The sequence below is a fragment of the Christiangramia oceanisediminis genome (assembly GCF_022570735.2).
In the GTDB taxonomy this organism is placed as follows: domain Bacteria; phylum Bacteroidota; class Bacteroidia; order Flavobacteriales; family Flavobacteriaceae; genus Christiangramia; species Christiangramia oceanisediminis.
The window spans coordinates 1,218,950-1,239,601 of the sequence record NZ_JANCNS010000001.1; the positions used below are offsets into that span (position 1 = coordinate 1,218,950).

Genomic DNA, 20,652 nt, shown 5'->3' on the forward strand with positions numbered 1-20,652 from the left:
TTTATCGGTTTTTGATATCTTTAGGGTCTAATGAAAAAACTTCTCTGCTTTTTAACAGCCCTAAGCTTTATAAGTTGTGCATTAGATTACGAGGATAACCGAAGGATTCATCTCACAGGATCACTTTTGGATCCCGCTGGTGATCCATTGCGGGATGCCGGGGTAGACCTGTACGTGGAAACCTTCGGTTTTAAAAATTCGGTTTCCAACGTAATTGCGAGTACGACGACTACCGAAAATGGACATTTTGACCTGCTAAGCATCGAGCCAAAGGACGAGATCCTGTTCCTGAGCATTTCTGAACGATTGAGTAGCTTTATGGGTGTAAGAATTAGGGAATCGGTAGATAATCATGGTCCATTTTATGACCTGGGCGAGCTAAGATTGAATGCTCGTGGCAATTTTCAGCTTAATTTCATCAATCAAAGCGGAACTGAAGAGATGGTGTTTCTGCAAGTGAAATATCCCGCCTACACAGCATTTCAATCCTTACCCGAAGGCTGGGAATATGTTTATACCTACGAAGGTTCTGAAACCGGAGAGGTAACCGATTTAAGAACATTTTCTACTCAGGGAAATAACCAGATCTACCTTACCACCTTATTAAATTCTCAGGTTCAAATTAAGTATAGTATTGGGGAATCTTTAAACCAGTCTGATGATATCCAGGAGCTTGTTCTGGATATATCGGAATCAGAAAGCCAGTATGAAATTATATTTTAAATGCTTTATTTTATTCTTCGTCCTGCATGGTGCTAATGCACAGAATGAGGAAGAAACCGAGTCTGATTCTGATGCAGGAATTAAGGTTTTTGTTGGAGGTTCCAAACCATTTGCCCTGGATGATAATTTTATAGGAGATTCCTATAACTTAAAATACGGAGCTGAGGTTGGAGTACTTTACTTATTCACAGACCACTGGTTCGCCGGCGCGCAGGTAGATGTTCTTTGGACAGATGTCACGAATTCTGAAAAACTGGGAGGGATCAACCGAACAAGGATTATTAGTTCTTCACTAAATGGAGGTTATTTAACAAGCTTAACCGGGAGCCTTGAATTTTCAGCTAAATTAGGTTTTGGCCATGCAAGATATGCGAACAGGGCTTCTGAAAATGGACGGGCTTTCCATGATGATGCCTTCATTACCTATCTGGAACCAAAGCTAGCTTACCTTATCAATGATGGCATAGGAATCTATCTGGGCCTAAATTTCAGATATGATAATATGAGTATTAAGACTTCAGACCAGTATGAGGATTACTTTAGTAGTTCTACGCGTCTGGCTCCAACTGTAGGAGCGCAATTTTCCTTTTGATTATTCCTCGAACAGGGCCTTGAGCTCTGTAGCCTCAGCCGGTTTCATTTTTCCGGCCAATACCAGGCTTAACTGCTTTCTTCGTAGAGCGGCTGCGAAACGCTGTTCTTCGATCTCGGTTTCCGGCTTGAGCGGTGGAATATGTACAGGTGTCCCGGTCTCGTCTACGGCAACAAAGGTGTATATAGCCTCATTTGCCTTGCTTCTGCGGCCACTTTCGCGGTCTTCTACCCAAACATCTATAAAGATCTCCATAGACGACTTAAAAGCTCTTGAAACGGCTGCTTCTACCGTTACCACACTGCCCAGGGGAATAGCCTTGTTAAATGCAACATGGTTGACCGAAGCGGTAACCACGATCCTTCTGCTGTGTCTTCTGGCGGCGATACTCGCGGCACGATCCATACGTGCGAGCAGTTCACCTCCAAAAAGATTATTTAAAGGATTAGTTTCACTGGGAAGAACCAGATCTGTAAGGGTTGTTCGAGATTCACTAGGGGATTTAGCCTCCATGTTTATTTTTTTGCAAAAATAAGGAGGATAAGTTAAAGGGACTCGTTAATAAACTATTAAAGTTCCTGAACCAGTAACCAGGCAGCCGAATTGGATTTTTTTACCTCGTAAAGCTTGTTGATCGCTTCCCTTCGTGTTTGATGACTGGAATATACAACCTGGTGAAGTCCGTATTGGTTTTCTCCAATCAGTCTTGCGGCATAACCGGCATCACGGAGTTCCTCAACTTTTTTCTCAGCATTTTCCTGAACGCGGAATGCACCTGCAACCACGTGAAAATCCCCCGATTGCTTTTCTACTTCAAAAGTAACGGCAGGAAGTGGATTGTCAATAATAAAGGTAGCCTGCTGAATTTGCTGGTGAAGCTTACTCTCAGCTTTTTGCTGTTCAGCGATATTGTGCTGGGAAACCTGGTTGCTGTATATGTTCAAACCGGCAAAACCTGATAGTCCCAAAGCCACTACGGCAACAGCTGCGTATTTAAGAAAAGAGCGAGATTTTCTTCGTTCCGGTGTAAAATGTAGAGGTGTTTTTTCCTCCAGTTGTTCAACCTGTTTCCTGTAAACCTCACGATTGACTTCTGAAGTTTTGAAAGACTCCAGTCCAAAAGATTGCATCAGGAAGTTTACATTCGAGAACGGCTCGAACTGCAATTTGTCTTCCTTATCCAGGAATAGTCTTCCAATATTTGCCAGTTCAGCCCTGGATTCGTTCTGAAGTGAATTTTCAAGGTCATAAACGAATTCCTGGATCATATTTTTCGCCACATTGTAGGAGACTCCTTCAACTTGTGAAACATAATTCACCAGCAAGCCATCATTCTTGATCAACTGCCTGTTGAATGAAATTTGCTTGTTTGGAGGATAGAATTCATCTGTGTTTTGGTCTATATAAGCAGATTGTTTTTGCGATAAAAAGGCTCCGAAACCTGGAAGCACCACGCATTCATATCTGTAAAGAAGGTCCTGGATGTGGGTAGAAATATTCATTGGTCGCAAAAATATAGGTTATTGGCAGTGGGTTAAAGTTACCCAAAGAAATTTTATTAACAAATGTTTTTTTCTGTAATTTTGATCAAATTATGCCTGATGGATTTTGATGACCTGCTTTATGTGATGGCCCTGCAACATGTTCCTAATCTGGGAGATACAACTTCGCGTAAATTGATCAGTCATTTTGGAAGCGCTAAGAAAATTTTTTCTGAAAAGACCTCTAGTTTACTCCGAATAGATGGTATTGGAAAGAAGCGAATCGAAGGTCTTTATGATAAAATTCATCTGAAAGCTGCAGAGCAGGAACTCAAGTTTATCCAGTCTAACCAGATAAAGGTTCTGTATTTTGAAGATCCTGATTATCCTGAAAAACTGAAACACTGTCCGGACGCCCCGCTTCTTTTATTTTCAAGAGGAAATATTGATCTGAAGAAAAGGAGGATCATCAGCATTGTAGGTACCAGGCAGATCACCCAGCATGGAATTGCTTTCTGTGAAAAATTGATCGAGGATCTTGCAGTTTTGGATCCCGTGATTATTTCTGGTTTTGCTTATGGTGTGGACATAACTGCCCAGAAAGCGGCGGTGAAGCATGGGCTCCAAACCATTGGTTGCCTTGCCCACGGGCTTGACCAGATTTACCCGAAATCTCACAAAAAATATATGGCCCAGATCGAAAATAACGGGGGGTTTTTAACCGATTTCTGGAGCAGCGATAAATTTGAGCGGAATAATTTTCTAAAAAGGAACCGGATCATTGCCGGAATTAGTGAGGCTACCGTTGTAATTGAAAGCGCCGAAAAAGGTGGCGCACTGGTAACAGCCGATATTGCCAATTCTTACGATCGTGAAGTTTTTGCGGTTCCCGGCAGGCCAGGTGATAAATACAGTTCAGGTTGTAATGGGCTGATTAAAACCCAGCAGGCACATGTACTCACTTCAGCAGCCGATATCGCCTATATTCTTAACTGGGATGTTGAGGAAAAACAAAGCGTGGTTCAGAAACAATTGTTCGTGGACCTGGAGCAGGATGAGCAAAAGCTATACGAGTTCTTGAAAGACCAGGGGAAAACCGAATTGGATCACCTCGCACTTACCTGTAATTTTCCAACCTTTAAGACCGCCTCCTTACTTCTGAATATGGAACTAAAGGGAGTGGTAAGACCTTTACCCGGAAAATTATTCGAAGTGGTTTAATATCCCGCTTTCTTGCGTACTTTTTTAAGGACCTCTTTTGCGATTAGCCTGGCTTTTTCAGCTCCTTTTTCAAGGGCTTTATCAACTTCTTCCAGGTTGTTGATATAGTATTCGTACTTCTCCCTGGGCTCCTGGAATTTATCTTTTATCAATTCAAAAAGTGCCTGCTTGGCGTGACCGTAGCCGTAACCTCCCTGCTCATAATTCTTACGCATTTCGGCGACCTGCTCATCATTGCCCAATAGCTTATACAGAGCAAACACGTTACAGGTTTCTGTATCTTTTGGATCTTCGAGCGGAGTACTGTCGGTCTCAATGCCCATGATTTGCTTACGAAGCTTCTTATCGGTCTGGAAGATATTGATGGTATTGTTCTTTGATTTGCTCATCTTTTCACCATCGGTTCCAGGAACGTACATAGTGTCCTTTTGAACCTTTGCTTCCGGAAGCACGAATACCTCTCCCATTTTAGCATGAAAACGCGAAGCTACGTCACGGGTCATTTCCAGGTGTTGTAACTGGTCTTTTCCAACCGGAACGATTTCAGCATCATACAAAAGAATGTCTGCTGCCATTAACATTGGATAGGAAAAAAGGCCACTATTTATATCTTCCAGGCGGTCTGCCTTATCCTTAAAGGAATGGGCAAGGGTTAAACGCTGGTACGGAAAAAAGCAGCTCAAATACCAGGAAAGTTCTGTAACCTGCGGAATATCGCTCTGGCGATAGAACACACTTCTTTCTATGTCCAGGCCACAGGCAAGCCAGGTTGCAGCTACCGAGTAAGTGTTCTGCCTAAGCGTTTCAGCATCCTTGATCTGGGTTAGCGAATGAAGATCGGCTATAAAAATAAAGGAATCGTTATCGGGTTGATTGGCCATTTCGATTGCTGGCATGATCGCACCTAAAAGATTACCCAAATGCGGGGTTCCTGTACTTTGTACTCCTGTAAGTATTCTGGACATTGGTTTCCTGATTTTGCTGCAAAGGTAAATTTTTTATAGAATACCCTCGGCTCATTTTACTACTTTTGGAAGCATGAAGTACATCAAAAAGGTGGGCATCCTGTTTTGGAGAATCTGGTTCTATATCCTTATGGTACTTCCTATCGTGATCATGCTTCCGGTGCTGATCATTATTACTTCAGCTGAACGCTTTTATCCGCAATTCTTTATCTGTGCTCGCATCTGGGCCAAGATTATTGTATATGGAATGGGTTTTCGAATAAAAGTAAGGGCCGATGAGCTTCCAAAGGAACATAAAAGTTATATGCTGGTTGCCAACCATGCTTCTATGCTGGATATCATGTTAATGCTTGCTGTTATTAAGCAGCCCTTTATTTTTATAGGGAAAAAAGAACTGAGCAAAATTCCGGTTTTTGGCTTCTTTTATCGCAGAACCTGTATTCTTGTTGACCGGAAAAGGCAAAAAAGCAGGATGGAGGCCTTTGAAGAAGCCCAGCGAAGGCTTAAGCAGGAGAACAGTATCTGTATCTTTCCGGAGGGTGGTGTTCCCGATGATACAGAAATTCTATTGGATCAGTTCAAAGACGGCGCTTTCAGGCTTGCCATAGAACATCAAATTCCTATAGTTCCCATTACGATTCATGATACCAAAAAACATTTTTCCTATAAATTCTTTTCCGGAGGACCGGGTAAATTAAGGGTTAAGATCCATCATTTTATTTGTACCGAAGGCCTTGGGCTTCGTGACAGGAGGTCTTTAAAAGAAAAAACCCGGGAAGTCATTCTTCAGGAATTACAGCATCCAACCATCAACTAGAGTTTAAAGTTGATCCCTGAATAGATTCCAAAATTCGCAGGCCGAACGTTCTCTACGTTATTAAAGGTGTTGAGCTGATATTTAAAAATGGGCTCCAGGCTTATGCTAAAGCGACTGTTGAGTTTATAATCCATACCAAGCCCGATATTGGTACTAAAACTGGTATTATTAATATTTGAAGCTTCCCCAATATTGGTACTGCTATTTCCCGAAACAAGGTTTACCTGGTTATCATCCAGGAACAAACTGCTGGCACCTCCAATCAGGTTCAAACCGAATCTTTCATTAATAATAGAGTATTCAATTTCCAAAGGAATTTCTATAAATCCGAATTGCTGGTTAATGGCTCCTGGAGTGAATACTGAATTGGTAAGCGAATTCCTGTCTGCCGAATTCGAACTAAAAGAACTTCCGGACTCTGCATTATTGCGTATCTGTATATTATCCTGGTTTGCCCTGATATTGTCAAAACTTGTTGACATAGCCGCAGGAGAATAAGAAATATCATTGATGTCCTGGCTAACATTCATCTTGCTGATCCCGGTTCTAAGCCTGATCTTATCTGAAATTTCATAAGCTACCTTAACACCATAGGAAACAGTAACCTCTGATGAAGTGGAATTATTCGAAAACTGGGAAGAAATTTCATTACCGCTCCCAAGGTTCGTATAGAAGACCGGTGCAGCAAAAGTTGAAAGCCTGAACTTCCTGGAATTTAATTCCTCCAATTCTTTTTCTGCAGCTTTATCCTTTTGAGATTCTTCGAGTTGAGCCAGCGCATTTTCTTCCTCTGTTTCCAGGATCGATTTTGTACTTTTTTCTTCCTGGGTGCTTTCCGATTTTGAGTCAGCGATTTCGCCGGAAACTACTGCTGAAGTAGTCTCCGGTTGGATCACCTCTTCTTCTTTTTCATATTTTGTTCGTTCAGATCTTTCTACCACTGAAGCAATCGAAGAATCTTCTTTGCTTCCAGCAGATCCTGATTCCGTTTTTCCTGATGCCGTGGTAGAAGTAACCAGTTCGCTATTGGTAGAGTTCTGTGAATTTTCCTCCGAATCTTTTTCGGAATTTGTTTCCTGGTTTGCGATCCTGTTGGAAGTTGCCTCATTGCCAGGATTATTTTCAGGATCGATCTTTTCTTCATCCAATTCGGAAGGTTCTTCAAACACTACACCTGGTTCCGGTTGGCCTGGATCGGTAGTATTGGTGAAGAGTATACTGGCGACCACCAATCCAAGAACGGCAGCGACGCCTCCCACTTTTAACCAAAGAGGAATGATAAAAGGCCTTTTTTTCTCTTTTTTATCCAGTCTGGCAGAAATTTGATCCCAAACCTGTTCCCTTGGTTCGGCTTCAAAATCCTTGAATTTTTCCTGGAAAATTCGGTCTATGCTCTTTTTTTCCTTCATGATGATTGAGCCGAATTTTTAATGTTTTGTTGCTTTTCTATTTTTTCCTGCAGAGTCTTTCGAGCCCTGGCCAGGTTGGATTTGGAAGTTCCCTCGGAAATATTCAGCATACTGGCGATTTCTTTATGGGAATAACCGTCCAGGACGTAGAGATTGAAAACCTGTCGGTACCTGTCTGGTAAGCTTTGAACGCATTCCATTAAAAAGTCTACCTCCAGGTTTTCAGTTTCTACTTCGAATTCTTCCTCTTCAAGTTGATCTTCATTATTTAACCCGTAAACCTTTTGTTGCCGGTGTTTCTGAAGAGCGGTATTTATCATGATCCTTTTCATCCAGCCTTCAAAAGAACCGGAATGATTGTACTGGGAGATCTTTTCGAAGATCGTTACAAATCCGTCCTGCAAATTATCTTCTGCCTGTTGTTTATTTTCAGAATATTTCAGGCATACAGCAAAAAGCTTGGCTGAGAACAGCCGGTAAAGCTGCTCCTGTGAACTCCTGTCGTGCTTTTTACACTGATAAATGAGGTTCTTTAAAACCACCCAACAAATTTATAACTTGAATTCTTAGTTTGCTGCCGGATCCACGACTGGAACTACAACAGTTTGATAAATAGGTTCATTGTTGTTCTCACCAATCAGGAAGTTAAAAGTATAATCGTCTTCTTCGTCAATAGTGATCGTAAATTTAGAGGTGCCGGTTTCTCCACCTGTAGTGGTATCACAATTTTCATCCTCGTTGATGGTAGAAACTGCTGCGATAAAGATGTTTCTTCTTTCAGCACCCACAGCGCCTTCTCTTCGTGCATCCAGTCCGAAAAAATTATGGCAGGTCGATGGTAGTACGTAAGTTACAGTAACCTCGTAAACTTCACCCAATTCCAATTCATCAGGAAGGTCATTAGCCACTATCTCTGCTAACTCATAAGAGATGTTTGGCGTATTGTCATCATCAATTGAACAACCTGTTAAGGCAAAAACAACCATAAAAATAAACACTAGTTTTTTCATATCATTAATTTGTATTTATTCCATAGATGCTATTTTTAGTAAAAGGTTGCGTAAGGATCAAAAAAAATCCCCGTTAGGGGATTCTTTTTATTGTTCTTTAGCGACCTTGATCGCGTTTTTGATCTTTACTTCCAGCTCTTCCATGAGATCAGGATTGTCTTTCAACAGTATTTTAACCGCATCACGACCCTGGCCAAGTTTGGTGTCCTCGTAGCTAAACCAGGAACCGCTTTTCTTGATGATCTCGTAATCTACCCCAATATCGATGATCTCACCGATCTTGGAAACTCCTTCTCCGTACATGATATCGAATTCGGCAGTCTTGAATGGCGGAGCCACTTTATTTTTAACAACCTTAACCCGGGTCTTGTTTCCGGTTACGTCGTTATTACTATCCTTGATCTGTGTAGATCTCCTAATATCCAGCCTTACCGAAGCGTAGAACTTAAGTGCATTACCACCGGTAGTGGTTTCAGGATTACCGAACATTACCCCGATCTTTTCCCTAAGCTGGTTAATAAAGATCACGGTACAGTTGGTCTTGCTGATAGATGAGGTTAGTTTTCTAAGAGCCTGTGACATCAACCTGGCGTGAAGTCCCATCTTGGAATCTCCCATTTCCCCTTCGATCTCACTTTTTGGAGTAAGCGCGGCTACCGAGTCAATTACTATGATATCGATCGCGCCTGACCTTATCAGGTTATCAGCGATTTCTAACGCCTGTTCTCCGTTATCTGGCTGTGAAATGATCAGGTTATCAATGTCTACATCCAGTTTTTCAGCATAGAACCTGTCAAAAGCGTGTTCAGCATCAATAAAAGCGGCGATACCTCCTTTTTTCTGAGCTTCAGCGATGGCATGCAGCGTAAGAGTGGTCTTACCTGAAGATTCCGGACCATAGATCTCGATCACCCTTCCTCTGGGATATCCTCCTACTCCGAGTGCAAGATCAAGTCCAAGTGATCCGGTAGAAATAGCATCTACATCTACTACCACCTGGTCACTCATCTTCATTACCGTACCCTTTCCGTAGGTTTTATCCATTTTATCAAGGGTAAGCTTCAGCGCCTTTAATTTCGCTTCTTTTTCTTTATCGTTGCTCATGAATCTATTTTATAATGTGTGAAATAAGGTTTGCTAAAATAATATAAGTTTTGATGTGATACAATAAAAGTTGTCCAATATTATTGGAAATATTCCAAAAATTTGGACAATATTTTTTAGCGAATCATCTAATATGGTCGGTTCGTCTAAAAATGTATCTTTGCAAAAATTTTCTTTAACACTTAAAATATTAGTATAGCATGCAACTGTACAATAAATTGAGCGCTAAAGAAAGAGAAGCCCTTTTAGAAGAAGCCGGAGAAGACAGGCTTACGCTCTCTTTCTATGCTTACGCAAAGATCGGAAACCCCGAATTATTCAGGAATCACTTGTTCATTGCCTGGGACCAGATGGAGGTTCTTGGTAGAATTTATGTCGCCCACGAGGGTATTAATGCCCAGCTTTCGGTACCCGCAAAACGTTTTAACGAATTCAAGGATTTTCTTGATGGAATCTATTTCCTGGAAGGTGTAAGGTTGAATATTGCGATCGAACACGATATCAAATCTTTCCTGAAGCTGAAGGTAAAGGTTCGGGATAAGATCGTTGCAGATGGATTGAACGACGAGACTTTTGACGTAACCAATAAGGGAGTGCACGTGGATGCTCAAAAGTTTAACGAGCTTATCAGCGATCCTAATACGGTCCTGGTAGATATGAGAAATCATTATGAAAGTGAGATAGGACATTTCCAGGGTGCAATCACACCAGATGTGGATACCTTCCGTGACTCTTTGCCAATTATTGAAGAAGACCTTAAAGAACATAAGGAAGACAAGAATTTGGTAATGTATTGTACAGGTGGGATTCGTTGTGAGAAGGCCAGTGCTTATTACAAACATCGCGGATTCAAGAATGTGTATCAGCTGGAAGGTGGGATCATTGAATATACCAGACAGGTTCAAAGCAAGAAACTGGAAAATAAATTCATAGGTAAGAATTTCGTTTTTGATCATCGCCGCGCGGAAAGAATTTCAGAAGATGTGATCGCCCACTGTCATCAATGCGGGAAGCCGTGTGATACCCATGTGAATTGCGCGAATGAGGCCTGCCACTTATTATTTATTCAGTGTGAAGAATGCGCTGAAAAGATGAATAATTGTTGTTCCGATAACTGTAAAGAGATCGCAGCACTTCCTTACGAGGAGCAAAAGGCACTTCGTAAAGGCAAGGGAGCCAGCAATAAGATCTTCAAGAAAGGAAGATCTGAGGTTTTACGTTTTAAGCAATAGGTTTTTTCTAAAATGGTGGTGCCAATTAATATTGGTATATTTACTGTTGAAAATTTTTTATGAACCTCAAGGAGGTGCTTTTACCAGTACGCTAAGCCTGAGATTTAGGCTGTTGAAGATGAAGGAGATTCTGCACTAAGTGCCATGAATGGCAGGACAGAATGATGTTTTAAGCGTTAGGAAAGGCAGCGTCCTCAATATATAATATATATGGCTTGCAGCAGTTGCTCGACCGGGAAAGACGGTCAGCCTAAAGGATGTAAGAATAACGGAACCTGTGGAACCGACGGATGTAATAAGCTCACCGTTTTCGATTGGCTCTCCAATATGTCGCTCCCGGGAGGCGTGGAACCCTTCGATTTTGTGGAAGTCCGCTTTAAGAACGGGCGCAAACATTTCTTCAAAAATTCTGAAAATCTTAGTTTAAGCATCGGCGATGTGGTGGCTACCGAAGCCAGTCCTGGCCATGATGTAGGGATCGTAAGTCTTACCGGCGAGCTGGTAAGGGTTCAGATGAAAAAGAAGAAAGAAGATCCCAATTCCGGAGAAATTCTCAAGATCTACAGGAAAGCTTCCCAGAAGGATATCGATGTCTGGCAGGAAGCCCGCGAGCGGGAAGATAAGATCAAACAACGTTCCCGGCAGATCGCCATACGCCTGAATCTAAGCATGAAAATTAGCGATGTGGAGTTCCAGGGAGATGCTTCCAAAGCTACTTTTTATTATACGGCAGACGATCGCGTTGATTTCCGTCAGTTGATCAAGGAATTCGCACGTGAATTCAATACGCGTATCGAGATGCGCCAGATAGGCCTCAGGCAGGAAGCTGCAAGACTTGGTGGAATTGGTTCCTGCGGAAGGGAACTTTGCTGTTCTACCTGGTTAACCGATTTCAGATCGGTAAGTACTTCTGCTGCAAGATATCAGCAATTATCGCTGAATCCTCAAAAACTTGCCGGCCAATGCGGTAAGTTGAAGTGTTGTTTGAATTACGAACTGGATACTTACCTCGAAGCCTTAAAATCTTTTCCGAAAACCGACGTTAAATTAAAGACCAAGAAAGGAACTGCCGTATGTCAGAAAATTGACATTTTCAAAGGTCTTCTTTGGTATGCTTATGAAGGGGAATGGATGAACTGGCACAAGCTAACGCCAGAGCAGGCCAATAAGATAATTGCGAAGAATAAAAAAGGTGAAGCTGCGGGTAGCCTGGAAGAATTTGAAGTGGAACTTCAGCTTGAAGATGATCCTAAAAAGGAATTCCATAACGCGGTAGGTGAAGATAGCTTGACTCGTTTTGATAAGCCAAAACGACAACAAAAGAAACGTAGAAACAAAAAAAGAAAAAAGCGCAAGGGAAATCCCAATGCCTCAAAGTCTAAAAATGCGTAGCGAAATTGCTTTTTCATTTTTGGTCGCGATCCTCTTTTTGGTCACCGCCTGTGACAGGAATCGCGTTTACGATGAATACAAACCGGTAAGGGGGTGGCATCGCGATTCAACCATCACATTCGATCTGGGGGAACTCGATTCGACCAGGACTTACAACCTGTTTTTGAATATCCGCAACAATAATGATTATAATTACAGTAACCTGTTTTTGATCACACAGATCCAGTTTCCACAGGGAAAAGTGATCTCAGATACGCTTGAATATGAAATGACCCGGCCAGATGGTGAGTGGCTCGGCACAGGTTTTGGTGATGTGAAAGAGAACAAGCTCTGGTACAAGGAAAATGTGAAATTCGATGAGCCTGGAAACTATAAGGTAAACGTAAAACAGGCGATGCGAAAGAACGGAGAAGTTCAAGGAATTGAAGAACTTGAGGGGATCACCCATGTAGGTTTCAGAATTGAAAATAAAGAATAACAATAGCTTAGTAATAAATGGCCCGCACATCTAAAAAATCGAAAAAACCTGCCCGGAATTATGGCAAATACATCCGTGGTTTCTGGACCTTATTCGGAATAGGAATTCTGGCGATCGTATTCATCTTCCTGCTTGCAGGCTGGGGTGTATTTGGGAAAATGCCAACTTTTGAAGAACTGGAAAACCCTGAAACCAACCTGGCGACCGAAATCTTTTCTTCAGATGGTAAAACTTTAGGGAAATATTACAGTGAGAACAGAACTCCTGTAAAATATGAAGATCTTCCAGATCATTTGGTGCAGGCCCTGGTGGCTACCGAGGATGAGCGTTTTTATCAGCACGCGGGAATTGACGCCAAGGGAACCCTTCGTGCGGCTGTATTTTTAGGAACACGTGGTGGAGCGAGTACTATCACTCAGCAGCTTGCCAAACAGCTTTTTACAGAAAATGTTTCCAGCAGTATTTTTGAAAGGATCTTTCAGAAGATCAAGGAATGGGTGATCGCCACCCGACTGGAGCGGCAGTATACCAAGGAGGAGATCATCACAATGTACTTCAATAAATACGATTTCGTGTACCAGGCGGTAGGAATTCGTTCCGCTTCCAGGATCTATTTTGATAAGGAAGCCAAAGACCTGAACATACAGGAATCAGCTGTTCTGGTTGGAATGCTGAAGAATGCGGCCTTATATAATCCCGTACGTAGACCTGACCTGGTGCAGGGCAGAAGGAACCAGGTTTTTGAACAAATGAATCGAAATGGTTTTATTTCAGAAACCGAAATGGACAGCCTGAAGCAACTGCCAATGAAGATCGACTTTACACCGGAAGGGCATGACGAAGGAATGGCAACCTATTTCAGGGCCTATCTTCAGGGTTTTATGAAAGAATGGATCAGGGAAAACCCAAAGCCTGACGGAACCGAATACAGCCTGTATCGCGACGGCTTAAAGATCTATACCAGCATCGACTCTAAAATGCAAAATTACGCCGAAGACGCGGTTAAAAAACATATCGAGAACCTTCAAAAGGAATTTGACAGGCAAAATAAAAGCAATCCAACGGCACCATTCCGCGATGTCGATAATAGTGAAATTGCAAGTATCGTAGAGAGCGCGATGAAACGTTCAGACAGGTGGCGTGTTTTGGAACAGCAGGGAAAATCGGTTGAAGAGATTAAAAAATCCTTCACCGAAAAGACCGAAATGAGGGTCTTTAGCTGGAACGGAACCATTGATACGGTTATGACCCCAAGAGATTCCATACTTTATTATAAAGGATTTCTGCAGGCCGGGATGATGTCTATGGTGCCTCAAACAGGTGAAGTGAAAGCCTGGGTTGGAGGAACCAATTTCAAACATTTTAAATACGACCATGTTAAGCAGGGGAAAAGACAGGTTGGATCAACCTTTAAACCTTTCGTTTACGCAACCGCGATCGACCAGTTAAAATTTTCTCCATGCGATACCCTGCCAAGGGCAAGATTTACCATGGAGGCCGGAAAACACGGTAACCAGGAAGACTGGTCGCCTAAGAATGCCGGAGATGATGGATACGAAGGAATGATATCCCTTAAAAACGCACTTGCTCAATCGGTTAATACCGTAACAGCAAGACTTATTGATAAAACTGGTCCGGAACCCGTGATCGATCTTGTTGAAAAGCTTGGTGTAGATACCAGGAATATTCCGGCGGTTCCTTCAATCGCGCTTGGAACACCCGATATTAGTCTTTTTGAGATGCTTTCGGCATTCAGCACTTTCGCGAACCAGGGCGTGTATGTAAAACCAGTGATCGTGAACAGGATCGAAGATAAGAATGGAACTGTTCTTTACCAGCATGTTCCGGAAACAAGGGATGTGTTAAGTAAAGAAGCAGCTTATGTAACGGTAAACCTGTTAGAAGGTGTTACCCAGTCTGGATCTGGAGTTCGACTGCGTGGAACCTATGCTAAAGATCGTATCGATTATAAAAGAGCCGTGACGGGTTATCCGTATGATTTCGATCGTAGTATTCCTATTGCTGGAAAAACAGGTACCACCCAGAATCAAAGTGATGGCTGGTTTATAGGGATGGTTCCAGACCTCGCCACAGGTGTTTGGGTAGGTGCCGAAGACCGTTCAGTACATTTTCCGAATATCACCTATGGTCAGGGAGCTACTATGGCTCTTCCAATCTGGGGAATGTATATGAAGGACGTGTATAACGATAAGGACCTGAAGGTCTCTAAAGAGCCTTTTGAACGCCCTGAAAATCTTAGTATCGAGGTGAATTGCGACGAATACAAGGTAAACGGCGATACCAACAATTCGGTTCCTGACGAACTGGATTTCTAGCTACTTTTCAAAAACATTTTTTAGAATTCATATTTAAACAGGATGTCTCCCAATTATCATTGGGAGCACTTGTTTATTTTCGTATTTTTCGGAATAAAATTTTAAAAAATGATCATTAAAACCGTTAAAAATGTGCAGGAAGCTCTGGAAGGCGTAAAGGACGGAATGACCTTTATGCTCGGTGGATTCGGCTTATGCGGAATCCCGGAGAATGCCATATCAGAGCTGGTACGACTTGATGTAAAGAAATTAACCTGTATTTCTAATAATGCCGGGGTAGATGATTTCGGGCTCGGGCAGCTACTTCACAAAAAACAGATCGACAAAATGGTATCTTCCTATGTGGGAGAAAATGCCATTTTTGAAAAGCAAATGCTCAGCGGCGAACTGGAAGTGGAGCTTATTCCGCAGGGAACGCTTGCAGCCCGTTGCCAGGCCGCTCAACAGGGTTTTCCGGCTATCTATACTCCTGCCGGCTATGGAACCGAAGTAGCCCAGGATAAGGAAACCCGTGAATTCGATGGCAAAATGTACGTGCTGGAAGAAGCCTTTAAAGCCGATTTCGCATTCGTAAAAGCCTGGAAAGGGGACAAGGCAGGAAACCTTATTTTCAAGGGAACTGCCAGAAATTTCAATCCGTGTATGTGTGGTTCAGCAAAAATAACAGTTGCTGAAGTTGAAGAACTCGTTGAGCCAGGTGAACTGGATCCAAACCAGATCCATATCCCCGGAATTTTCGTTCAGCGAATCTTCGAAGGCAAGAATTACGAAAAAAGGATCGAGCAACGCACTGTTCGGACTAAATAAATTTGAAAATTAACCAATTTGAAAATTCTAATGTGAGAGATGATAAACAGAATATAATAGTGAGTAAAACTTTCGATTTTTCGCTAGAGATTATTCTGTTTACTGAAGTTCTGCGTAATGAAAGAAAATTTGAGCTTGCTTCACAATTATTCCGAAGCGGAACATCAATTGGAGCAAATGTGAAGGAAGCTCAGAATGCCGAGAGTAAGGCTGATTTTATTCATAAATTCAAAATAGCTGCCAAGGAAGCAGATGAAACAATTTACTGGTTAGAGCTATGTTCGAAATCTGAAGTTCTTCCAAATCCAACTACAGGGCTTTTGGATAAAGCTAATGAGATCATGAAAATTCTTTCGAAGATAATCAGCTCTGCCAAGAAAAGCAGATTCTCAAATTAGCCAATTTTCAAATTAAAAAATTAAGACAAATGCTTGATAAAAACGGAATAGCACAGCGAATAGCCAAGGAAGTTAAAGATGGTTATTATGTGAATCTGGGAATTGGTATTCCTACTCTGGTGGCCAATTTTGTTAGAGACGATATACAGGTGGAATTCCAGAGTGAAAATGGGATTCTGGGAATGGGACCATTTCCGATTGAAGGCGAAGAAGACGCCGATTTGATCAATGCCGGAAAACAAACGATTACTGCTTTGCCTGGAGCTAGTTTCTTTGATTCCGCGACCAGTTTTGGAATGATCAGGGGGCAGCATGTAGACCTAACTATCCTGGGAGCGATGGAAGTTGCCGAGAATGGAGATATCGCTAACTGGAAGATCCCTGGTAAAATGGTAAAGGGAATGGGAGGCGCCATGGACCTGGTGGCTTCTGCTGAAAATATCATCGTAGCCATGATGCATACCAATAAAGCGGGTGAGTCGAAATTACTAAGAAGATGTACCCTGCCTTTAACGGGTGTTGGTTGCGTTACCAAGATCGTAACTAACCTCGCGGTGCTGGAAGTCACTGAAAATGGCTTTAAACTGCTTGAAAGAGCTCCTGGAGTAAGTGTGGAGGAGATCAAGAAAGCGACAGAGGGGAGTCTGGTTGTGGAAGGTGATATTCCAGAAATGAAATTATAAAAAAGAACTGCCGGGATTTCCCGGCAGTTTTATTTTCTTTTTTACGCCACCGAGGTGGAGTTTTCTTCTATATCCACCAGGAAATCTATGGCTTCATCCTGTGAGATCAATTGTCCCCTGGAGTTAGCCTGGGAGAAATATCCATACCAGCCGGCTTTTTTCAGATTTTTTTCAAGTAATTCAACCTCGCTTATTGAAGGCATTTTCCAAACCGTCATATACCTGTAGTCACTTCGGTAGGGAGTGTGCTCGTCATTTCTTGCCCACCCCAGGTTTACTACACCACTGGCTTTCATATTACTGATCCTGGACTTCATATCATCCATTAGCTTTTTTCGTTCCTCATGGCTTAATTTCATCCATTTTGTAGTAACATTCCACATTTCGATATAGAGATACATAACACGTGATTTTTATTGGTTCTCTCTAATTTAATCATTTCAAATCCCTAATACCAAGTTATGAGCGCTGAATAACAGTATTTTAAGAATAATTTAAACCGAAGTGATCTCATTCCCATCCAGAAGCGGCTCCTGTCTTAATCGAAGGATGACCTGGGCTATCGCCAGGACATCTCTTTCGCAATATTCCACGATCCGGTCCAGTTCACCGTTCTCATAATAGACCTCTCGAACCATAGAACCATCAATATCTTCTTTAGGCGACGGAATATTGAGTACGTGGGTAAGTAGTTTTAGTGAAGTATAGTGCTTATAATCGCCAAATTTCCATAGCTCCAGGGTATCCAGGTGAGGCACCTCCCAGGGTTTCTTTCCAAAGAGGTTTAGCTTGGCGGGCAACCTTAAGTTGTGGATGATCATTCGGCGGGCGATATACGGAAAATCGAATTCCTTGCCGTTATGGGCGCAAAGCAGGTGATAAGGCTGGAAAAAGTGCTCTTCCAGCAAGGCATTGAATTCTTTTAATAAGTTTGGTTCATCTCCCTTAAAACTCGTTATCCTGAAGCTCCTACTACCATTTCTGAAGCTGAAAAAACCAACCGAGATACAGATGATCTTTCCAAATTCGCTCCAGATACCGGCACGTTCGTAAAATTCTTCAGCGGTAATTTCCTCTTTTCTCTGGTATTTGGACTTTTCCTCCCATAGCTGTTTTTTCTCATCGCTGAGTTCGGAATAGGAATGATATTCGGGTACCGTTTCTATGTCGAGAAACAGGACATTCTCAAGATTAATTTTGTGAAGCATTGTTATTTAGCATGTTATAAGCTTCATCAATATACATATAAAAGTCCTTGTAATGTTTATCGCCTTCTGGTTTTTCCAGTTTTTGCCTGCCAAGTCTTACGATTATGAGATCGTCTTCGGGGATCATTATAACGTACTGGCCTAAAATCCCCCTCATGTAGACGATTTTCTTATTTCGATAATCGCTTAACCAGAAGCCATATCCATAATACGGAGCATCTTCAAATCTTGGTTGGGAAGCCAATGCCACATAAGCTGAATCGAGCAACTGCTTGTTGTTCCATTCACCATAGTTGGAAAACAATTTGCCAAATTTGGCAAAGTTCCGGGCATTGCTGGAGATACAGCAGTAAGCCTTTTCCATGTCATTTTCCTGGCTGTCTACCTGCCATAAGGCATCGTCGTTCATACCTAACGGCTTCCAGAAACTCTCACTTAGATACTCGCTAAGGCTTCTGCCGGTAGCCTTTTCAATGACCATCCCCAGTAATTGCGTATTCCCGCTAAGGTATTTGAATTCCTGTCCCGGTTCCTCAACCACCTCAAGCTCCAGCACCTGTTCTCTAATGTCCTCTCCAAAATAAGCTCTTGCAGTGGAAGCGAATGGGTTAAAATAATTTTCGTCCCAGTTAAGACCAGAAGCCATCGAAGCAAGATCTCCAACACTGAGTTCGGGATCAAATTTTGGAAAAAAATCGGCTACAGGCTGATTTATATTTTCGATATATCCGTCCTGAATCGCTTTGAACATAAGAGCAGAAACTATGCTTTTTGCCATCGAGAACGAATTCGTTTTTGATTTTGAACCATACTCGCCATAATAGTTTTCGAACCAGATACTGTCATTTTTAATGATCAGGAAAGCTGCGGTTTCCAGTTCCTGGTTTAGGCTGTCTAATGTTCGAGTAGACTTCGTTTTATTGTAATTCCCGTGCAATGGCCATTCCTGTATGGAGTCTGCATTCGAAATAAAATTGTTTTCGAAATAGGGGTGATCATCGATGAAGGCGGTTTTATGGCCTGTAAAATAAGTGGTGCGAATGGCTTTGAAAATATACCCGTAACCAAGTATATAAAGGATCAGGGAGCTAAAAAGAAGAAAAACTGAAAAAAGGAGTAAGAAATTGACAAGTTTTTTCATAGAATCAATTTAATGATTTTTAGAATAAACGTTGTTGGATTGGCGGGTTTTCATGTTCCAGCAGCCATTTTTTGCGATGCAGTCCGCCGGCGTAACCAGTAAGTGATCCATCGCTGCCAATGACCCGGTGGCATGGAACAAGGATCCATAAGGGATTTTTTCCGTTGGCAGAGGCGACGGCCCGAATAGCTTTTTCATCACCTAATTTTCTTGAGAGTTCTAGATACGAAGTCGTGTGGCCAAAAGGGATATTGATTAGTTCTTTCCAGACCTTTTTCTGGAATTCAGTGCCTTGAGGGTTCAATTTGAGATCGAATTTTTCGCGCTTCCCGTTGAAATATTCTGAAACCTGTTCAGCAGCCGATTGTAATTCGGAAGGGATTTCTTTATCGAATTCTTCTTTGTCGTCCAGGATACTGAAATACGAAAGGCCATTTTCATCACCTGCAAGTTCGGCAATTCCCAGCGGGGTTTTAATTCTCGCTTTCTTCATCGCTGATCTCGTCTACAGATTCTTCGGTTTCCTGGTCCTGTTTCCGCTGTATGAGTCCAATTCGCTTAGCCCGTCTTTCCCAGTTCTTCCTGGCAAGCATTTGCATATCCTCCACGTTATCGCTTTCGTCCATGATCTCGAGACCAAGCAGGGTTTCTATGATATCTTCCATGGTCACGATCCCGGTGGTATTTCCAAATTCGTCCACGATCATGGAAATATGGGCCCTTTTCTGAACGAAGATCTCGAATAGTTCAGGAATTGGCGTATTGTCTTTGGTTACCAGGATATCACGTTTTATACTGCTTAAAGGTTGCTGACCTCTTTCCTCGATCATTTCTTCCAGCACATCATCCTTTAGAATAAAACCGGAAATATTGGTTGAGCGATCCTTATAGACCGGAACCCTCGAAAATTTAAGATTCTTATGATTTTTGTGAAATTCTTCCAGCGAAGTACTTTCATCTTCCGTGATGGCTACCGAAAAAGGTGTCATCACATCCTTGGCTTCAACCGACTTAAATACCAGCAAATTCTTGATCACCGTCGTTTCACTTTCCTCGAATACTCCCTCTTCCTCGGCAGCATCGGTGATCGCGGCGAATTCTTCACGACTCATACTGCTCACGTGGGCCGACTTCCCGATTAGTTTCGTAGTAAGCATCAGCAACCATAAGATCCCGGTATACTTTAGCGGAAAGATCATGATATTAAGAGATTTCGCTGTGAAATTGCCAAGTGATTGCCAGTAAGTGGCGCCTATGGTCTTCGGAATGATTTCAGAAAGGATCAATATGGCAAGAGTCATAATGGCCGAAACGATCACAACCGAATTGCCTCCATCCCCAAAAGTCTTTTCGGCCTGCACACCTACCAGGATCGCACCCACCGTGTGCGCAATGGTATTGATGGTAAGAATGGCGATTAGCGGTTTATCTATATCTCTTTTTAGGGCAGCCAGCGTTTTCGCGTATGCTTTTCCCTCTTTCTTCTTGATCTTGATGTAGGAAGGCGTGATACTTAACAAAGCAGCCTCCAGGATCGAGCACATGAATGAAAAGAAAATGGATAAAGTGGCGTAAACTAATAATAAGCCCATATAGTTAACTGAGTATTAGACTGGCTAATTTATATATTCTGACATCAAATTCATTAAAAGAAA

The 20,652-nt window shown here is 42.2% G+C and carries 23 protein-coding genes; 11 read left to right on the forward strand and 12 right to left on the reverse strand.

What is annotated here, in order from left to right:
- The first annotated feature begins 30 nt into the window (after positions 1 to 30).
- Together MKO06_RS05465 and MKO06_RS05470 are read left to right on the forward strand one after the other, a co-directional pair.
- Positions 31 to 723 carry a carboxypeptidase-like regulatory domain-containing protein gene (locus MKO06_RS05465; RefSeq protein WP_241549646.1) on the forward strand — a complete coding sequence of 231 codons (693 nt, stop codon included), beginning with the start codon at positions 31 to 33 and terminating at the stop codon, positions 721 to 723.
- Positions 707 to 1,315 (forward strand): hypothetical protein, encoded by a 609-nt coding sequence (locus MKO06_RS05470; protein WP_241549647.1) that lies wholly within the window; start codon positions 707 to 709, stop codon positions 1,313 to 1,315. The genes MKO06_RS05465 and MKO06_RS05470 overlap by 17 nt, the downstream gene beginning before the upstream one ends.
- Here the strand turns inward: MKO06_RS05470 and MKO06_RS05475 are convergent, their stop codons facing one another.
- Both MKO06_RS05475 and MKO06_RS05480 read right to left on the reverse strand, forming a co-directional pair.
- On the reverse strand, positions 1,316 to 1,828 hold the full coding sequence (locus MKO06_RS05475; RefSeq protein ID WP_241549648.1) for an acyl-CoA thioesterase: 513 nt from the start codon (positions 1,826 to 1,828) through the stop codon (positions 1,316 to 1,318). It lies immediately after the preceding gene.
- Positions 1,829 to 1,884: 56 nt separating this feature from the next.
- The gene (locus MKO06_RS05480) at positions 1,885 to 2,817 is read right to left on the reverse strand and encodes an HU domain-containing protein (protein ID WP_241549649.1); all 933 of its coding nucleotides are present in this window, start codon (positions 2,815 to 2,817) and stop codon (positions 1,885 to 1,887) included.
- A 99-nt stretch (positions 2,818 to 2,916) separates the two neighbouring features.
- Between MKO06_RS05480 and dprA the strand changes: the two genes are divergently transcribed.
- The gene (gene dprA / locus MKO06_RS05485) at positions 2,917 to 4,017 is read left to right on the forward strand and encodes a DNA-processing protein DprA (RefSeq protein ID WP_241551028.1); all 1,101 of its coding nucleotides are present in this window, start codon (positions 2,917 to 2,919) and stop codon (positions 4,015 to 4,017) included.
- Here the strand turns inward: dprA and trpS are convergent.
- The gene (gene trpS / locus MKO06_RS05490) at positions 4,014 to 4,982 is read right to left on the reverse strand and encodes a tryptophan--tRNA ligase (RefSeq protein ID WP_241549650.1); all 969 of its coding nucleotides are present in this window, start codon (positions 4,980 to 4,982) and stop codon (positions 4,014 to 4,016) included. The two genes, dprA and trpS, sit on opposite strands and share 4 nt — an antisense overlap.
- A 73-nt stretch (positions 4,983 to 5,055) precedes the next feature.
- Between trpS and MKO06_RS05495 the strand changes: the two genes are divergently transcribed.
- Positions 5,056 to 5,799, forward strand: coding sequence for a lysophospholipid acyltransferase family protein (locus MKO06_RS05495; protein WP_241549651.1), 744 nt, complete (start codon positions 5,056 to 5,058; stop codon positions 5,797 to 5,799).
- Here MKO06_RS05495 and MKO06_RS05500 read toward each other — a convergent pair.
- The 4 genes from MKO06_RS05500 to recA all read right to left on the reverse strand — a co-directional run bounded on the left by MKO06_RS05500 (position 5,796) and on the right by recA (position 9,322).
- Complete coding sequence (locus MKO06_RS05500) at positions 5,796 to 7,208, reverse strand: hypothetical protein (RefSeq protein WP_241549652.1); 1,413 nt, start codon at positions 7,206 to 7,208, stop codon at positions 5,796 to 5,798. The genes MKO06_RS05495 and MKO06_RS05500 overlap by 4 nt on opposite strands.
- Positions 7,205 to 7,750, reverse strand: a complete 546-nt coding sequence (locus MKO06_RS05505) for an RNA polymerase sigma factor (RefSeq protein WP_241549653.1) — start codon at positions 7,748 to 7,750, stop codon at positions 7,205 to 7,207. The genes MKO06_RS05500 and MKO06_RS05505 overlap by 4 nt, the downstream gene beginning before the upstream one ends.
- Before the next feature lie 24 nt (positions 7,751 to 7,774).
- Positions 7,775 to 8,218: a hypothetical protein gene (locus MKO06_RS05510; RefSeq protein ID WP_241549654.1), complete on the reverse strand. Its 444-nt coding sequence runs from the start codon at positions 8,216 to 8,218 to the stop codon at positions 7,775 to 7,777.
- Between the two features lie 87 nt (positions 8,219 to 8,305).
- Positions 8,306 to 9,322, reverse strand: coding sequence for a recombinase RecA (recA, locus tag MKO06_RS05515; RefSeq protein ID WP_156280694.1), 1,017 nt, complete (start codon positions 9,320 to 9,322; stop codon positions 8,306 to 8,308).
- A gap of 200 nt (positions 9,323 to 9,522) precedes the next feature.
- Here recA and trhO point away from each other — a divergent pair, with 200 nt between their 5' ends.
- The 7 genes from trhO (at position 9,523) to MKO06_RS05550 (ending at position 16,648) form a co-directional block, all read left to right on the forward strand.
- A complete protein-coding gene (gene trhO, locus MKO06_RS05520; protein ID WP_241549655.1) occupies positions 9,523 to 10,554 on the forward strand; it encodes an oxygen-dependent tRNA uridine(34) hydroxylase TrhO in 1,032 nt (343 codons plus the stop codon).
- Positions 10,555 to 10,764: 210 nt separating this feature from the next.
- Positions 10,765 to 11,946 carry a PSP1 domain-containing protein gene (locus tag MKO06_RS05525; RefSeq protein WP_241549656.1) on the forward strand — a complete coding sequence of 394 codons (1,182 nt, stop codon included), beginning with the start codon at positions 10,765 to 10,767 and terminating at the stop codon, positions 11,944 to 11,946.
- A complete protein-coding gene (locus MKO06_RS05530; protein ID WP_241549657.1) occupies positions 11,939 to 12,424 on the forward strand; it encodes a gliding motility lipoprotein GldH in 486 nt (161 codons plus the stop codon). Before MKO06_RS05525 ends, MKO06_RS05530 begins: the two co-directional genes overlap by 8 nt.
- A 17-nt stretch (positions 12,425 to 12,441) precedes the next feature.
- On the forward strand, positions 12,442 to 14,760 hold the full coding sequence (locus tag MKO06_RS05535; protein WP_241549658.1) for a penicillin-binding protein 1A: 2,319 nt from the start codon (positions 12,442 to 12,444) through the stop codon (positions 14,758 to 14,760).
- A gap of 108 nt (positions 14,761 to 14,868) precedes the next feature.
- Positions 14,869 to 15,567 carry a CoA transferase subunit A gene (locus tag MKO06_RS05540; RefSeq protein WP_241549659.1) on the forward strand — a complete coding sequence of 233 codons (699 nt, stop codon included), beginning with the start codon at positions 14,869 to 14,871 and terminating at the stop codon, positions 15,565 to 15,567.
- Positions 15,568 to 15,599: 32 nt separating this feature from the next.
- Complete coding sequence (locus MKO06_RS05545; protein ID WP_241549660.1) at positions 15,600 to 15,965, forward strand: four helix bundle protein; 366 nt, start codon at positions 15,600 to 15,602, stop codon at positions 15,963 to 15,965.
- Positions 15,966 to 15,994: 29 nt separating this feature from the next.
- Positions 15,995 to 16,648: a CoA transferase subunit B gene (locus MKO06_RS05550; protein ID WP_241549661.1), complete on the forward strand. Its 654-nt coding sequence runs from the start codon at positions 15,995 to 15,997 to the stop codon at positions 16,646 to 16,648.
- Positions 16,649 to 16,689: 41 nt separating this feature from the next.
- Here the strand turns inward: MKO06_RS05550 and MKO06_RS05555 are convergent, their stop codons facing one another.
- The 5 genes from MKO06_RS05555 to MKO06_RS05575 all read right to left on the reverse strand — a co-directional run bounded on the left by MKO06_RS05555 (position 16,690) and on the right by MKO06_RS05575 (position 20,589).
- Positions 16,690 to 17,049: a DUF6616 family protein gene (locus MKO06_RS05555; protein ID WP_241549662.1), complete on the reverse strand. Its 360-nt coding sequence runs from the start codon at positions 17,047 to 17,049 to the stop codon at positions 16,690 to 16,692.
- A 93-nt stretch (positions 17,050 to 17,142) separates the two neighbouring features.
- Positions 17,143 to 17,856: a 3'-5' exonuclease gene (locus MKO06_RS05560; protein WP_241549663.1), complete on the reverse strand. Its 714-nt coding sequence runs from the start codon at positions 17,854 to 17,856 to the stop codon at positions 17,143 to 17,145.
- Positions 17,840 to 18,997, reverse strand: a complete 1,158-nt coding sequence (locus MKO06_RS05565; protein ID WP_241549664.1) for a serine hydrolase domain-containing protein — start codon at positions 18,995 to 18,997, stop codon at positions 17,840 to 17,842. The genes MKO06_RS05560 and MKO06_RS05565 overlap by 17 nt, the downstream gene beginning before the upstream one ends.
- A 19-nt stretch (positions 18,998 to 19,016) precedes the next feature.
- Positions 19,017 to 19,490 (reverse strand): methylated-DNA--[protein]-cysteine S-methyltransferase, encoded by a 474-nt coding sequence (locus MKO06_RS05570; protein WP_241549665.1) that lies wholly within the window; start codon positions 19,488 to 19,490, stop codon positions 19,017 to 19,019.
- On the reverse strand, positions 19,471 to 20,589 hold the full coding sequence (locus MKO06_RS05575; RefSeq protein ID WP_241549666.1) for a CNNM domain-containing protein: 1,119 nt from the start codon (positions 20,587 to 20,589) through the stop codon (positions 19,471 to 19,473). The genes MKO06_RS05570 and MKO06_RS05575 overlap by 20 nt, the downstream gene beginning before the upstream one ends.
- Positions 20,590 to 20,652: the final 63 nt, after the last annotated feature.